The organism is Edaphobacter modestus (assembly GCF_004217555.1).
GTDB classification, from domain to species: Bacteria; Acidobacteriota; Terriglobia; order Terriglobales; family Acidobacteriaceae; genus Edaphobacter; species Edaphobacter modestus.
Map to the genome: position 1 here is coordinate 122,389 of NZ_SHKW01000007.1, position 16,338 is coordinate 138,726.

8 protein-coding genes and 2 pseudogenes are annotated in these 16,338 nt (G+C 53.3%); 6 read left to right on the top strand and 4 right to left on the bottom strand.

All coding sequences use genetic code 11. The annotated features are described in order from the left end of the window. Positions 1-136 precede the first annotated feature (136 nt). From BDD14_RS34895 to BDD14_RS29615, 3 genes are all read left to right on the top strand, one after another. Positions 137-460: a DUF6387 family protein gene (locus tag BDD14_RS34895; RefSeq protein WP_423201825.1), complete on the top strand. Its 324-nt coding sequence runs from the start codon at positions 137-139 to the stop codon at positions 458-460. A 463-nt stretch (positions 461-923) separates the two neighbouring features. Next, positions 924-2,213 carry a lactonase family protein gene (locus BDD14_RS29610; protein ID WP_130425209.1) on the top strand — a complete coding sequence of 430 codons (1,290 nt, stop codon included), beginning with the start codon at positions 924-926 and terminating at the stop codon, positions 2,211-2,213. 742 nt (positions 2,214-2,955) lie between these two features. Then, positions 2,956-4,272 carry a hypothetical protein gene (locus BDD14_RS29615; RefSeq protein WP_130424937.1) on the top strand — a complete coding sequence of 439 codons (1,317 nt, stop codon included), beginning with the start codon at positions 2,956-2,958 and terminating at the stop codon, positions 4,270-4,272. Between the two features lie 24 nt (positions 4,273-4,296). Here BDD14_RS29615 and BDD14_RS29620 read toward each other — a convergent pair whose 3' ends face one another. Together BDD14_RS29620 and BDD14_RS29625 are read right to left on the bottom strand one after the other, a co-directional pair. Continuing rightward, positions 4,297-5,448, bottom strand: a complete 1,152-nt coding sequence (locus tag BDD14_RS29620; protein ID WP_130424939.1) for a glycoside hydrolase family 31 protein — start codon at positions 5,446-5,448, stop codon at positions 4,297-4,299. 218 nt (positions 5,449-5,666) lie between these two features. After that, positions 5,667-9,200, bottom strand: coding sequence for a TonB-dependent receptor (locus BDD14_RS29625; protein WP_165420410.1), 3,534 nt, complete (start codon positions 9,198-9,200; stop codon positions 5,667-5,669). A gap of 1,691 nt (positions 9,201-10,891) precedes the next feature. On the opposite strand from BDD14_RS29625, the gene BDD14_RS29630 reads away from it, so the two are divergent. Continuing rightward, a protein-coding gene (locus BDD14_RS29630) for an IS3 family transposase (protein WP_130420958.1) occupies positions 10,892-12,096 on the top strand; the annotation gives its coding sequence in 2 pieces (ribosomal slippage) (positions 10,892-11,159 and positions 11,159-12,096; 1,206 coding nt in all). A gap of 694 nt (positions 12,097-12,790) precedes the next feature. Here BDD14_RS29630 and BDD14_RS29635 read toward each other — a convergent pair. Beyond that, positions 12,791-13,164 (bottom strand): annotated as a pseudogene (locus BDD14_RS29635) (ISNCY family transposase); the annotation flags it as partial. Positions 13,165-13,278: 114 nt separating this feature from the next. Here BDD14_RS29635 and BDD14_RS29640 point away from each other — a divergent pair. After that, complete coding sequence (locus tag BDD14_RS29640; RefSeq protein WP_242618380.1) at positions 13,279-15,318, top strand: S9 family peptidase; 2,040 nt, start codon at positions 13,279-13,281, stop codon at positions 15,316-15,318. Between the two features lie 13 nt (positions 15,319-15,331). On the opposite strand, the pseudogene BDD14_RS34900 reads toward BDD14_RS29640, so the two are convergent. Further along, positions 15,332-15,517, bottom strand: a pseudogene (locus tag BDD14_RS34900) (helix-turn-helix domain-containing protein); the annotation flags it as partial. Positions 15,518-15,696: 179 nt separating this feature from the next. Between BDD14_RS34900 and BDD14_RS29650 the strand changes: the two are divergent. After that, complete coding sequence (locus BDD14_RS29650; protein ID WP_207231936.1) at positions 15,697-16,323, top strand: recombinase family protein; 627 nt, start codon at positions 15,697-15,699, stop codon at positions 16,321-16,323. The last annotated feature ends 15 nt before the right edge of the window (positions 16,324-16,338 follow it).

Below are 16,338 nucleotides of genomic sequence, written 5' to 3' on the forward strand. Positions count from 1 at the left end.
GACTTTCCCCTTATAGTGCTTTCAAGGAGTTGTCAGCCTCACATCGCTCATAAGCTGACATTCGATGTACCCAAAGGATGAACTTATCCCCTCGGTGTAGCGCCATAAGATGACGTTTCCTTCGGGGAACTGCTGAATGCAATCAATTCTGCCACCCAGTGCAACGTTATGCGGCCACCAAGTGCAAAGTTATTGTGGCCACCTTCGGCGATCACAAAAATCGCTCCGAGAAGAAAATGTTCTGCCACTCCTCGACTTGATCATTTGGAAACAAGAGTACAACTGCTCTATCTCGCACGCGGTTAAGGCAAAGCTCCTGTTTCCCCACCATGACGAAAACGGATATATTCGGCAGCCGAAAAAGAAATCAAAGAAAACTGGCTCCAAGGGTTCCCGTCCATCCGGAAGTACCGAAACCTATAAATACGTAAAGATCACAAGCCTACTTACATTAGCCTAAACGAAGGCATGGAGTTTGATGGCTTCGTGCATTGCCTCTCTTGATGATCTGTCGAAGATGGCGACTAGCGAACTCTTGAATGCTTACAAACGAGGGAATGGGAACCCTCAGTATGCGCCAGCCGGCGAAATGCTGGCAGACATTGAAAACGATTTGCTTGACGGATAACGACCAGCTCTCAGAAGAGCACGTTCGCCGATCATCTCCGATTGCCTAGTTTATTCCGGGAACAGCTCTGCTTGATTGGGAGTCAGACAGGATTTGAATTCCGTGAAGCGGTGAACTTGACAAAGTTACCAGGAGAGTCCGATTGTTGGTGGGTGAATCTTCATTGAGGCCGTCACTCCGCAATGAAAGACTCCCGCCTGAACCACCGCTGTTCGTTCCAGTCATCTTCAATCTAATTTCAGACGCAGAAACCGTCTTTGATTCCTGCGCCTCCCAAGGAAAGAGGAGAATGAACATGTCCAAGGATGTCACCCTCGATAAAACGTCTTTCTCCGGTCATGTTTCGCGCCGGGGTTTTCTTAAAGGAGCGGCAGCCGCAGCCGTCGCCGCGCAGGCAGCCTCTGTGCCGATCGCGAGGGCACAGCAGCCAGACGCATCGACCTTCTGGGGTGGAGGCGATTTCGGCTCCCCTCGCTTCGCTTATCTGGGCACCTACACAGTCGGCAATGGCGGTAACGGAGAAGGAATCTATCTCTACCAGAGCCAACCGATCACCGGCGAATTGAAGCTCCTCAAACTGGCAGCTTCAACTCCCAGTCCATCGTTTCTAGCCGCATCGCACTCGGGAAGATTTCTCTATACGGTCAATGAAGTCTCAAATTTTGAAGGGAACAGCGGATCGGTGAGCGCCTTTTCGGTCAATCGTCAGACGGGAGATCTGACGCTAATCAATACAGTCAGCTCGCAGGGCGCCGGCGCGACCTTTCTGAGCCTGGACGCGTCGGGGAAATTTCTCTTCGTGTGTAACTATGGGGGAGGCACGCTCGCTGTGATTCCCGTGAATGAGGATGGGTCTGTGGGTACGGCTGTCGATGTAAAGACCGATGTAGGCGACGTCGGACCGACGACGGCGACGAACGCTCCTCCAGGCAGCTTTGCCTTCAGCGGGCACGATGCTCCGCACGTGCACTGTGCCATTCCAGATCCAAACAACAAATTTGTACTGCAGACCGACCTGGGGCAGGACCGGATCTATGTTTACAGCCTCAATCCGGTATCAGGCAAACTTACTCCGGCAGAGGTTCCCTTTGTCGCTCTTCCTCCGGGCGACGGCCCCAGGCACCTTGCGTTTCATCCCAATGGACGTTGGCTCTACTCGATTCAGGAAGAGGCCTCGACTTTAACGTTTTTCAGCTACGACTCCACTTCCGGCGGTCTCATTTCGCAGCAAACCATTTCGGCCTTGCCTCCAGGCTTTGCAGGAACGAGCTTTGCATCGGAGCTGCGATTCTCTGACGACGGACGTTTTCTCTACGTGGCGAACCGTCTGTACGACGGCATTGCCGTCTTCGCGGTGAATTTCAAGGGCGAACTTAAATATGTCGGAGAGGCTGCTACGCGGGGTGATTATCCCAGGCAGTTCACGATCGATCCAACAGGCAACTTCCTTTACTCCTGTAATCAGCGCAGCGATAACCTTACGTCGTTCCGGATCGATCGCGGATCCGGGGTGCCTAAGTTTATCGGGCAGTATGTGCCTGCGGGAAGTCCGTCGTGCATCATCTTTCTGCCTTCTGGAAGGTGAGACACGGCGGCCAATAACAAGGTCCGGGCAGCACAGTGGAGATGTGACTGCCTGGACGTTATCTCCTGAGAGGAAGCTAAGGCGTCGTGGACTCGAAGAGCTGATAACGATGGTCGAGTTGCCACTGCTCTGCAGCCTTTTCGGGCAATGTTGCATCAACTCGCAATTAGGCAATCAGCATACAAGTAATGGTGTGACTGATCACGGTCGGACCGCTACAGGCTGTGCAAGAAAGTTAATGCAACAGTGCCGTATAAGGATGTTCGTGATGGCGACGTACAAATAGCGTACATCGATAACCCGAAAACATCCCGAACAGTCCCACAGGATCCTAAATCGGCTCGGTATAATCTATTTACTTTCAGTTACATACACTCATTCTAAACCGCTTAGCTGAATTGGAAGGCGCCTGAAAAGGCCGGCGGTGGTGGTTCGATCCCGTCTCTGGCATGAGGTGAGTTACTGCCAACCAAACACATCCTTGTCAAGTTCTCAGAGCAGGTATATAGTTCTCGTTCGAAGCCCTAAACCTGATGGATCGCAATACCGCCCATAGAGAAAGTACTGTTTAAAGTCAGGGTGTCACGTGGCAACTCTTCCGAAGTCCGAAACAACAGCGACGAAGTTTTCATTCGAGCAGGACGAGAGATGGCTTCTCGTACAACGCATCGTTAGAAGCAAGCCTTTCGTCAGAGCGTCGCAACTTCGGGAAATTCTGATCTATGTGACACACCAGGTTCTTTTGAACGAAGGGATCGCAATCCCTGAGCATGAAATTGCATGCAAGGTGCTTGGACGAAGAGAAGGATTCAACCCGAATGATGACAATATCGTCAGGGTCCAGGCCGGACATCTTCGAAAGAAACTGGATCAATATTTTGCGACCGAGGGTTGCGACGAATCCTATGTCCTGGTGATTCCCAAAGGGACTTACGTCCCCCGCTTCCTACCAAAGCAGAAGAAAGATCTTCGTGACGATGCTGTCTGCAAGACGGAACAGGCTCTAACAGAGCCTCATTCTACCTTCGTGACCGAATCTCTCTCGTCGAGAGTTAACCAGAAGCGAACGCCAATCCTTTTTTACACGCGCAGCCAACGAGACATCGAATCTTTTGCTTCGGATCTTTCCGAGAAACCCCTTGCTGTATCGTCATGGACTCTGGGGTCGCAGCCAAGTGTTCAATGGTACCGGCTTCTAATGGCGTTCGCTCTTGGAATTGGAGCGGTGATTTGTTTTAGTAGATTGACATCGACATCGCCCTCTCTCGCTGCGACGAAGGCTTTGCCTCGAAATATTATTGAGCAGCGCATCTTTGTTGCGAGATCACCGTTATCCATCGTGACAACGGACTCAAGTCTTGTCCTCCTGCAAAATACCCTGCATACTGACATCTCGATCAGTGACTATATAAGTGGTCAGTATCCACTTAATCTTCTTCAGTATGCCTCCAATGCGGAACTGCGTGTCGCCCTCGAGAACGCTGCCAATGGCCGCTATACAAGTCTTGGAGACCTCACCATCGCCTGGCGATGCGAAGAGTTGGCTCAGCAACTCGGAACTCTATCGACACTACGGTATGCGCGCTATATGAGCGTGCGCGACTTTGAGAAGGGCAACTTCATTCTCATCGGAAGCCGTAGAGGAAATCCCTGGACATCTCTCTTTGAACCTCAACTCAACTTCGCCCTTGAAGAAGATAAACAAACCCATCTGTTTCATTTTGTGAATAAGAATCCTCAAAGTGGTGAACAGAAGACTTATTCCAATCAACAGGAGCCGCACGGAGACTACCTGAGCTATGTTGACATCGCGCTTGTCCCTAATCTAACCAAGACGGGTTATGTTCTTCTTCTCAATGGATCCGTGATGGACTCCAACGAAGCGGCCGCACAACTTGTCTTCGATGGAGATTTATCTGTTCCGCTCTTACGTAGAGTGAATAATCAGGACGCTGGCAAATCGCAAGCTATTGAAATTTTTCTTCGTGTTCACTCGCTGCAAGGTGCACCGAGCAAATTCGACGTCATTGCCACGAGAAGCGCCCCCATAAATTCCTGAGCGGAAATTGGTGCCAAGCTCACTTCATTGCGGTGTGCCATCGTTCAGTTGAACTAGTGCAGATTCTAAGGACACCCGGTAATGTTGGGCGCGTTCGGGGACGATCTGGCTGCTGTTGTACTTCACGAGCTGCTTTGAAAGCTGATCGCTGGGAAGATGTGCGACCGGATCAAGGAGTTGTTGCACGGAAGCCTTCGCAGCAGAGTACCTTTGGGCAAAATGGGATAGCTCCTCGCGCGCTGTTTCAGGGCGGTAGCTGATTCGGTCGCCTTCGATGAGAGGATCGGGGGACCATGCAAAGGGCCATTCCTGGTTTAGGGTGTCGTAGGCGGAGTGGAGCCGAACAACAGCTCCGGCAAACCCATCGAGCTTTGTGCGTGTCGACAGAGAACCTGGACCACGACGAACTTCGATGTGGACCGCCTCTGTTACAGGATGCGAAGCGACAAGAATGATCGTCGAAAGAGTGTTGCCGTCATAGGCCCACCCAGGCGTGTTTGAGTCTGAGGGCCGAAATGTGAGTGCCTGGCCGTTGGCTAGAACAGCTTCAGGTGGCCAGTCGGCGGGTAAGCGTAGTTCATAGCCACGACTCGACGGCATGCTGGGATAGTTGCCCCGAACAGGCGTGATCTCAACCGTGAGCGTATCGCCATATTGCGTCGCAGAGATAGGCATAAGCGCGAAGACACCACGCTTATAAGCCTCTGAGTCACTTCCATCTTCGTAAAGTGTGTAAGACGAAGACTGTCCATCAGCCAGCGGCCAGACATTCAGGATGAGAGGATCGACAGGCTTCTGGCCGGTATATTGCATAGGCGGCTGCATTGGAACGATTGCGCCGGCGCGCAGATAGACCGGGACCTGACGAATCGAGAACGAACGTTCCACCATTGCAGGACCCGAGAGATGTTTGCCCGAAGTCCATTCGATCCACTCTCCGTTTGGTATCCAGACACTTTGCTTCGCTAACTGAGTTGAGGGATCAACGGCATGAGTGATCGGCGAGACAATCATAGAGTCGCCATATGCATACTCTCCTTTGTCGCTATAAGCCTCGGCGGCTTCCGGATAGTCATAATAGAGCGGATGTACGAAGGCGGTACCGGTATCGTAGGTGCGGCGTGCTTCGGTATAGATGTAAGGTTCCAAAGCATAGCGAAGCTGAAAGGTGGACAAAGAGAGGCGCCAACAGGGCGAGTATCAACGCTGTTCTGAATAGGTTCCACTGACGAAATGATGCGAATGGGTGGATGGCTTCTCTCATCTGGACTGCTTTCTGAAGCGCACTATTCTTAGACCTCATAGAGATTTCTTTCTATCTGAAATGAGCGTCGGCAAGGTAGAGGCCGGAGGCCAACAAAGCCAATGAAATCTGGGCATCTTGTGTTCGCGGTTCAAAATAAGATCTTCAATGCGACCTGGATCTGACGTGGGGAGTTGACTTGCGAAGAAATATTGCCGCCAAAGGTTGAGCTTGACACACTCGTATCTGGTCCTGAAAAGGCTGGCGTATTGAAGGCATTGAACGCCTCGCCCCGCACAACTGCTTTGAATCTTTCCGTCAAAGAGAATTGTTTGAATATTGAGATGTCGAGATTCTGCAGGCCTGGATTGCGGAGGTAGCCCGAAGTCCGCGACATATTTCCTAAGGTGTAGGTTGCTGGTTGTGAGAAAGCCGCTGTGTTGAAGTACTTGTTAAACCGGCTCTGCACCGACCCTCCCAGACTTGCTTTCTGCCCGTTCCAGTTGGGGCGTTCCCCGGGGTTGAAGATGTTAGCTACGTTATTGGCAGAGAAGGCGAGCGGAGTTCCATTGTGCGCAGAGTAGATTCCATTGAACTGGTATCCGCCGAGAATCGCGTCGACCACGCGGTTCCAGTTGTGTCCAAACCGTTCGCCACGCCCGAATGGAAGACCGTAAACGCCACTAATAACCAGGTTGCGAGATATATCGAAGGTTGAGAGAGAATACGAGTCCTGCTTGAGTGGAATACTCGCATCTTGATAAACACCGTTCGAGCCAAAGTTCGAATTGCTGATGGAATAATCATCCAGCGACTTGCCGCCTGTGTAGGCAACAAGAAGCGTGGCGTTGTTGGTGAAACGCCTTTCCACACGTACCTGCACCGAATCGTAATGCGAGATGGCGCCGATATCCTGATATCCATTGACGGCCGTAAACTGCGGGTACGGTGCGAGCAGATAGCGTCTCTGAACCGTAGCCCCTGAGAGCGGCCCGGAGATCTGGACCTTCCCCTGGAATGGATTCGGTACGGTATCCAGCAGCTTACCGCCCATCGCAAGAGCTGAGTCAGGAAGCTGATTGTAACTCGGGCTATACGGCAGTTGCAGACCGTGGGCTCCGACATAGGAGACGCCGATCAGCCAGTTCGACGGAAGTTGGTATTCGATGCCGAATTGATAGTTTTCCGAATACGGAGAAGGCTGACGGCGCAAGCCAGCAACGATCCCGCCTCCTGTCCCGGTAAGAAGACCGGCGGAGCTTCCTGTCGATGGAACAAATGTCCCTCCGGGAAATGGGTTGGAGAGATAGTTATTAGGCGTGGCTCCATCCAGTGTTCCGAAATAGGTGGTGGTGGCTCGATAGCCTGTGTTCTGAACCGTAGATGCGGCCTGATTCGGGCTATCGGCAAAGTAAATCCCAAACGCGCCGCGAATAACTAACGGGTTAGTCAGGTGATAAGCGAACCCGAATCGAGGCGAGAAGTTTTTGTAATTTGGGTCGGTCGTATTCCTCGGATTGCCGTTGACACCGGCATACTGCAGACCCCCTTTTAGCCCAGCGATCCCGGTCATCCCAGCAAGTGGGGATGGAACATCAAGGTCCAGATAGGTCGTTTGGTTGTGGCGCTCAGTCCTCGGACGAAACAGGTCATACCTTAATCCCATGTTGAGAGTCAGCTTGTTAGTCAGCTTCCAGTCATCCTGAATGTAGGCAGCAAAATAGTGGCTGGTTGTATTGACGATCTTAAAGTAGTGAATGACGCTCCCGGATCCAAGACCGAGGAGATACGAGGCGAACCCGTCTCCTGCTGTGCTTGAGGCCGTCAGAGCGTTCGAACCCTGGGTCATGTTCGTGCCAAAGCTGAAGGCACCCGTCGATGTGCCGTCTTGGTTGGAGTTATTTGCGAGAATCCGGAATTCTCCACCAAAATTGAGCGTGTGATGCGTCAGCACCTTTGTGTTGTTGATGAGAAATGAGTTCGTCAGGAAGCCAGACGTCCCTTTACCTTGCTGGGCGCCAGAACCGATCGCGAGATATCCGGTCGGTGCGATTCCGGGAAAGGTAAGAGCGGTCGAAGAACTCGCAACTGCTGCAGATGCCAGATAGGACGGAAAACCTAAGGCTGTCGGGTCAAATCCATCCGCGGCCGTTGCGGTGTTGTAATAAACATGGCTCACACCAGCCCGCAGTTCGAAGATGTACGTTGGACTCTTGGCAAAGGTATAGTCCAGCCCGGCACCAATCGCCGGTTGAGCCCCCGTTGATGCATTCTGTGCTATCTGAATCGCGGCAGGAAATAGATGAGCATAATCTGATGTCGGATTTCTCTTCGAAAAGCGGAACGACACGCGCTGACGATCGGAGAGAATCTCATCCACCTTGATGTCGTATTGATTGATCGTGACCGGTGCTGAACCGCTGGCGAAGTAATTGTTCTTTCCAAACGCACCGGGAGTATTTGGCAGCGGATAATACTTGAGAATGTTGGCCGCTACAGCATCAAAACGGCTTGGATCGATCTTGTTTCCAGCAAATGCTGTTCGCGTATAGGTTGTAGCTCCTGAGGCGGAGACGCTCTTCTGGGTCGTTGCTGGATCGTAGATCGTAATCGGTGCGCCGGTACTCGTTGTAAGCGCGGAAAAGTCTCCCTGGCGCTCAGCCAGTGTCGGCACTGTTGCCGTGAGAGTACTCGCGGTGTCCTGCCGGAGACCTTCGTAGTCAACAAAGAAAAACGTCTTATTACGACCGTTGTATAGCTTCGGAATATATACCGGCCCGCCGAGGCTGAAACCGAACTGATTCCGCTTGAAACTCGGCAATTTGAATCCATACTTGTTGGCAAAATAGTTGTTCGCATCCAGATACGAGTTGCGGAGGTAATCGTATACGCTGCCATGCAGATCGTTCGTGCCTGACTTGTAAACGATGTTCATGATGCCTCCTGCAGCGTTCCCGAACTGCGATGAAAAATTACTGGTCTGCATCTTGAACTCCTGGGTGGCGTCCACCGAGGGAAAGATGCTGAGCACTGCAACATTGTCCAGCGGAGGAGCGGAGGGAACTCCATCCAGAAGGACGTCGGTATTTCCCGCCCTTGCGCCGTTCACGTTGAACTGAAGACCGGTGAAACTCGAGTTGACCGATCCTGTGACACCTGGAACCAGAAGAGCCAGGCTAAAAGGATTCCTCTGGTTCAGCGGCAGGTTTTCGATGCTTCTGTTGCCGATGACCTGTCCAATGTCTGAGCTTTGAGTTTCCAGCAGCGGCTCAGCCGAGTTCACCTGGACTGTCTCGGCGGCTGATCCCACCTCCAGAACAATTTCCAGTTGTGCCGTCTGATCCACGTTCAATGCCAAACCTGACCGGACGAGGCGCTTGAATCCCGACGCGTCCACCGTGACGGAGTAGGGTCCAGGCGGCAGATTGGACACCTCGAACCGTCCTTCAGCGTTCGTCTGAGTCTTTGTCGTCACCTGGGTTCCGGTATTGGCGATGGAGACCCTGGCATTGGGGATTACTGCGGCGCTTGAGTCGCGGACGATTCCACCAAGCGAAGCTGTAATTCTTTGTGCATGGGATATCGACGCACTTGAAAGGAGGAGAGCGATAGCCAACGACCGAAGAATCCAGGAGCTTTTGGCCAGAGGTTCGAAGATGAGGCGGTTTTTTGAATTGTGGTGCACTGCAGCCTCCAAGAATGAGAGATCAGATCTGACTAAGGAGCGAACCCAGCCTGAAACAAGAGGCGAGCAGTTGGCCTAATCAAGACTCGTCCGTAGTAAATGACCGATCCGAAAAGCAAGCAAGGTTAATTTACCGTCAATCGACTTTCCTTTACGGTATAAAGCGTTTATATTCAATTGGTTGCCATTCAAGCATGGACTGGGCATCGTTCGATAGGGATCCACAAACGAGATTTAAATGAGTCTGATACAGGGTATGGAAAGAGTTCGCTGGAAGAAGGTCGCTCAGTGTAGGCGACCAGTCGGGTCAAAGCCTTCTCGAAAATCTCTGGCTGCAGTAATGGATTTCGGCTCCGTAGCTCTTACATGTTCCTGCTTCTAGCTGACAATGATGTGGCCACCTTGCTCGCGGATTTGCGTACACAGTAATCGGTATCGGCGATGTACGCGAACAATGGTTGGGACCTATACGCGTTAGAAGCATGCGTAGCCTATCCGGTAATCGCTGGACGCCTCGAGCGCTACTGTTCCAGTGGCCATGACGAATCCCGTATTGCTAGGTGGGTAGATAAATATCTGGTCGTGCACTGGGGAACCTGTGGATGTCTGAGCTGCGGGGATACAAACGTTTGGCGGCTGCGCCAAAGGTCCTGCAAAGGTAACTGTCGTGACAACGGAATTGGCTGAAGGAGAACTACCGGTTCTGAACGATACCGCACCAGAAAGGCTCGTACTCTCAGGAGAGATTGAGACCCCGGTTGGGAACGTGCCAGCTCCGGGCCCTGCGACGACTGTGGGAGTCATAGAGCTACCGATAAATTGAGTGGCCGCAATCTGCCCAGCCTTTACAAGCGCCGAAGAGTCTCCATAGGTTCCGTTCCCTACGCACAAACTCGCGGCTCCAGCAGAGCAAGGAGACACGCCGAGAAAGTTCGCAGATGCTGTAGGATTTTCCGACCATCCTATAACATAAGTGCTCCCAGTAGCCCGCAGATTACTTGGAGAAACTAATACCCTCGTGTTAGTGCCCCAGACCAGGCGTAGATTGCCATCCAATGCCCATTCGCTGCGAGTGCCGGTATTATTCAACTGGTTTGTTCCTTGCCAGTGAAAAACCGCACCGGGAGCTATCGAAGTCGTCATGGTCGTGCCTAAAGCATTCATGAACCCATTCGCCACGAATTGAGTGCTTGCACCAAGTTTGAGCAATGTAGCTCCAGTGCAAGAGCCAGAAGCGTTGACACATTCTGCTCGCAAGAAGATGACGTCGTCGCCAGCGTTCCCCCCAACGTTGCCGGTACCACTTACCGACATTACCGTACCGCTGGCATCAGAGGTTTCTACGATTCCATCGATATAACTGTGATACAAAAATGTTCCGTTCTCTACCGAAATACCAATTTGATTTGTTCTGACTCCTGCCCGGAACCCACGTATGGACGTGTACCCAAAACTATTGGTGCCTCCTGTCCTAGTAAAACGCATGGCTATGGAGTTGTTGTTCGCCGTGATATCTTCGAGAGCCATGCCCTCCGTAAAGGAGGTCGTATTGTCGAACCAATAGGCCGCGGAGGAGGGTGTTCCATTAAAATTATTCACTGCCACATTTATGAGGTGAATTTTTGATATATTGGAGTGCCCGGCTTGCTTTGTACCAGTGACTAAGAGACACACTGGAACGAGGAGAGCATATGGCACGAGGTAAGAGGTATCAGCCAGAGCAGGTGGTGAACCTGCTCCGTCAGATTGAAGTGGCAGTGGCGAACGGGAAGACGACAGCGCAGGCGTGCAAGGAAGCGGAAATCGTGGAGCAGACGTACTTCCGTTGGCGCAAGGAGTATGGCGGTCTGCAGGTGGATCAGGCGAAGCGGTTGAAGGAGCTTGAGCAGGAGAACGCGAAGCTGAAACGGTTGGTCGCTGAGTTGAGCCTGGACAAGCTTGTGTTGAAGGACATCGCCTCGGGAAACTTCTAAGCCCTGAACGACGGCGCAATGCGGTCAACCGTGCCTGCGAGCATGGAGTCAGTGAGCGGCATGCGTGCCTTCTGTTGGGGCAACCCAGGGGCACGCAGCGCTACCGGCCGACACAGCGTGAAGACGAGGATGCTCTGACTCGGGCCATTGTTACCCTTACCAGCCAGTATGGCCGCTATGGGTATCGCCGGATCACGGCGCTACTCCAGCGAGCCGGCTGGCAGGTCGGCAAGGACCGAGTCGAACGCATCTGGCGTCGTGAAGGGCTGAAGGTACCAAAGAAGCAGAAGGCGAGAGGGCGGTTATGGCTCAACGATGGCTCGTGTGTGCGGCTCAGGCCGACACACTCGAACCATGTCTGGAGCTACGACTTCGTGAGTGCGCGAACGCACGATGGCCGCAGTGTGCGCATCCTCAACCTGATCGACGAGCACAGCCGGGAGTGCCTGCTGATACGGGCCGAACGGCGCTGGAGTTCGGCCAAGGTCATCAGCGCTCTGGCTGACGTCATGGTCTGGAAAGGAGTTCCCGAGCACATACGTTCTGACAATGGGCCCGAGTTCGTGGCCAAAGACCTGCGCAAATGGCTGGCGAACACAGGAGCAAAGACACTGTATATCGAACCCGGCTCTCCCTGGGAGAACGGCTACTGTGAGAGCTTCAACTCGAAGCTGCGGGATGAGTTCCTCAACGGAGAGATCTTCTACTCCATCAAAGAGCTTCGCGTGCTGGCAGAACGCTGGCGCGTCCACTACAACACCGTCAGACCACACTCTTCGCTGGGATATACACCACCAGCTCCGGCGGCCCGGATGATCGCAACAAGCAAGGGGCATGGAGAAGTGGAAACCGCTACGCGCTTCCCACTTCTCCACACCCCAGACGGCGGCTATCTGAACTCAGAGATAAACGCGCTACACTAACTCCTCATTGGTACAAAACATCGGGCAAGCCACGCAGCAATTTCTGTGTTGATGATGGCTCCGATGTCGGCACCTTGCGCTTGTATCTTTGCAGACAGTATCAATAACGCAAAAATTAAAATCACCTTCTTCATCGCAAAACCTCTATCTGTCCAGATCGCATATTGCGAACATCTGCCTAAATGCAAAAGCTTCCTTGTCAAACTTTGCTGATCACGTATATAGATTCGAGCCGAGACGCAATCAAGGTTAATTTACGGCCTAGAAACTCCGTTTACGGTTAATTCTATTTAGAATCAGGGTGTTACGTGGCAATCTTGCGCAGCGTGGAAACTCATAATGGCACATCAACAACGACGAACGTTGCGTTCGAGCATGACGAGAGATGGCTTCTTGTGCAACGCATTGTCAGAAGTAAGCCTTTTATCAAAGCATCGCAACTCCGAGAGATTCTGATCACTCCTGGACGAAGGGATAGCGATCCCCGAACATAAAGATGAGTTCGAGACCACGATCAGGAGCGTCAAAGGTAAATCGTCTAAAGGACTTTGCTTTGTATATTCTGATCAGCACGGCGATCATATGCGTCGTCGTAGGTGGAGTGGTACTTGCGGGAGAAAACGGACTTGCCTCCCTCAAGTGGCTGAACTTCGCAATTTCACCACTTTGACTTACGGCTTTTGGATAGCTGATAACCGTGCAGCGCTGAGAAGACCTCCACGTAATGGCCTGCCAGTTTCCCCGACAGCTCACTGCGTTCGAGGATGATCTGCTTTCGGTCGTACGACAGTGTGAGCTGCTCACCGACATGGCGCTGTTCGCGGTGGCACAGGATGTCAGTCAAGCGATTCGCTTTCACATTGAGAGGACGGTGCAGATCCTCAGGCTTGGTCGCGGTCAGCGCGAAGCGTTCGTTGAATCGCAGGACGAACCCGGGCAGGAAAGCGTTGCCGGCCACCATATCGCATACCTCCTCAAGGCGTAGCTCCTTGACGAGGCGGCCTTGCAGGTGCGGTTAGCCCGCTCCACGCGACCCTTCGCCTGACTGGAGTCCGCACAGAGGATCTCGTTGCCCGCGGTTGGTGGGTGTGATATTTGTTTGCTGAGCATGTGAACGAACTGTTTGGGCAAGCGAACGTAAGGTATCTTCAGAGTCGCCGCAAATTTACCTGGGAGTGTGCCGTGAAGAAGCTGATGGTTGGTGTAGCAACAGCTAGTATCGTTCTTATGTCTTCGATTGCACATGCACAGCAGCCGCCGCTGATCGACCGTCAGCTTTTCTTTGGAGAGGTTCAGATTGCGGGAGCACAGGTCTCGCCGGATGGGCAGTGGATCTCATTTCTGAAGCCGTACAAGGGTGTGCGCAATATCTGGGTGAAGAAGGCGGGAGAGCCGTTCGATAAAGCGCGGCCGTTGAGCGGGGAGAAGACGCGTCCGGTGGGCGAGTACTTCTGGTCGCGCAACTCGAAGTACGTTCTGTACACGCAGGACAACGCGGGCGATGAGAACTTCAACGTGTATGCGATCGATCCCGCTGCTCCGGCGCAGAGCGCGACGGGGCTTCCGGTGACGCGTGCGCTCACGGACCTGAAGGGCGTGCGCACGATGATCTACGCGGCTCCCAAGGCGAAGCCGGACATCCTGTATATCGGGCTGAACGATCGCGACAAGCGCTGGCACGACCTGTATGAGCTGCATCTTTCAAACGGCGAGAAGAAGCTGGTGCGGCAGAACACGGAGCACATCTCTGGATGGGACTTCGACAACAACGGCGACCTTAGGCTGGCGGCACGAACGAACCAGGCGGGCGACACGGAGATCCTGAGCGTTACGGCAGACGGCTTCAAGCAGATCTATGGCTGCAACGTGCTGGAGCAGTGCGGTGTGGTGGCATTTACTCCGGACAACAAGCAGGGATACCTGATCACGAACAAGGGCGCGATGAACTTTATCGAGCTCGAGACGATTGACCCCGTGAGCGGAGCGACAGCGAAGGTGGAGAGCGATCCTGATGGACGGGTGGACCTGCAGGGGATGGTGACGTCGCGACTCGACCATCGCATCATCTTCACGATGTATGAGGATGACCGCCCGCGCCTGTACTTCCACGACAAGGAGTTCGAGAAGGAGTATCACTGGCTGCAGTCGAAGCTGCCGGGCAAGGCGATTACGTTCGGGTCTCCCTCGGACGACGAGAACGTCTGGGTGCTGAACGCCTTCAATGACAGAGAGCCGGGCGAGACGTATGTGTGGGACCGCAAGGCGAAGACGCTGGCGCTGCAGTACAGGATTCGCGAGGAGATTCCGCGCGTGTCGCTCTCGGAAACCAAGCCCTATCACTACAAGTCTTCCGATGGCCTGGAGATTCCGGCATACCTAACGCTGCCGAAGGGACTGTCTGCAAAGAATCTTCCGCTGATTGTGTTTCCGCATGGCGGGCCCTGGGGACGCGATGCTTTCCGTTACGACACCTTTGCGCAGTTTCTTTCGAATCGCGGATACGCAGTGTTGCAGCCGAACTTCCGCGCGTCCACAGGTTACGGGAAGAAGTTTTTGAACGCGGGCAATGGCGAGTGGGGCCGCAAGATGCAGGACGATCTGACGTGGGGCGCGAAGGCTCTCGTTGCAGACGGCACCGTCGATCCGAAGCGCGTGGGTATTGCCGGCGGATCGTACGGCGGCTATGCGACGTTGGCCGGTGTGGCGTTCACTCCGGATGTGTATGCGGCGGCGTTTGCGATCGTCGCGCCGTCGAACCTGATTACGCTGCTTGATGCGATTCCGCCGTACTGGGAAGCGGGGCGCAAGCAGATGTATACGCGCATGGCGGACCCGAACACTCCAGCGGGCAAGGAGCTGTTGATTGCGGAGTCGCCGCTGACGAAGGCGAAGTCGATTGTGACGCCGCTCGTGGTGGTGCAGGGCAAGAACGATCCCCGCGTGAACATTCGCGAGAGCAACCAGATTGTGGCGGCGGTGCGCGATAACGGCAAGCCGGTGGAGTACCTGGTGGCTCCGGATGAGGGGCATGGGTTTGCGCGGCCGATCAACAATCTTGCGATGGTGACGAAGATGGAGGAGTTCTTCGCGAAGTATCTGGGCGGACGCTACCAGAAGGAGGTTCCGGAGGATGTTGCGGAGCGCCTGAAGATGCTGATGGTGGATCCGAGGACCGTGAACGGCGATGTCACGCTGAAGGGAACGGGAGATGGTAGCAAATAGTCTGAAGTGGAATTCAAGTTCTTACATCGACCGGTTTCGAGTTGCATTTCAGGAGATTCCTGATGGGGAAACGAATCCGTGACTTGTGGGCTATCCCGTTGCCGCCTTCCTGTTGATACCTCGCAACCAGTCGGTACATTTGGCGTTCGCTGACCTGTAAAAGCGAGGCAGCCTCCGTAACCGTATGACGTCCTACAAGTACCTGACTTAAAACCTAATACGCTTCAAATCGCGAGTGCTCATTCTGAAGCTTCATCACAAAGGACGGTTTATGGAACGTTTTAGAACCATCTTTTGACGTGAGTTATAAATCCTCTTAAGTCGTACCACAACTCGCGTCACAAACAAATAGATTATGACACTATTTGTGATATTTTTTTGCATGGTCATTGGATATGCTCGCGTTTCGACGGACGACCAGACGAACCCGGCTCAGCTCGCGGAGCTGAAGAAGCCGGTTGCAAAAGAATCTACGAGGAGAAGATCAGTGGCCGGAATGTCGATCGGCCTGAGCTGACGCGATGCTTTGACAGGCTGGATGAGGGAGACACCCTCATCGTGTGGCGTCTCGATCGCCTAGGAAGGTCATTAGCCGATTTGTTGGAGATAGTGAATACTCTTCAGCTGCGCAAGGTCGCTTTTGTCTCGCTGAAGGAGAAGTTCGATACGAGCCATGCTACAGGACGCCTGATCTTTCATGTCTTCGCATCGCTGGCCGAGTTTGAGAGGGAACTGATCCGGGAGCGGACTATGGCGGGACTGGCCGCCGCTAAAGCTCGCGGTCGGTTGGGTGGACGCAAGCCAAAGCTTGCAAACGACCAGATGAGCAAGATTCGCTCATTGTGGGATGGCAATCAGTATTCGAAACAGGAGCTTGGAACGATGTTTAGTGTGTCGAAATCCACCATTGACCGGATCGTTAGGTCCGGACCGGTAAAGCTGAAAGTTGCAGCGAAAGCACGGAAGCCAAAAAGAACCACAAACAAGCCGAGGGGAGGGAAGTGATGCGAGTAATTTGCA

Bases quoted from the DNA above. Each gene is read 5' to 3' on its own strand.
- BDD14_RS34895 (WP_423201825.1), top strand. From the start codon at position 137: ATGCAATCAATTCTGCCACCCAGTGCAACGTTATGCGGCCACCAAGTG.
- BDD14_RS29610 (WP_130425209.1), top strand. From the start codon at position 924: ATGTCCAAGGATGTCACCCTCGATAAAACGTCTTTCTCCGGTCATGTT.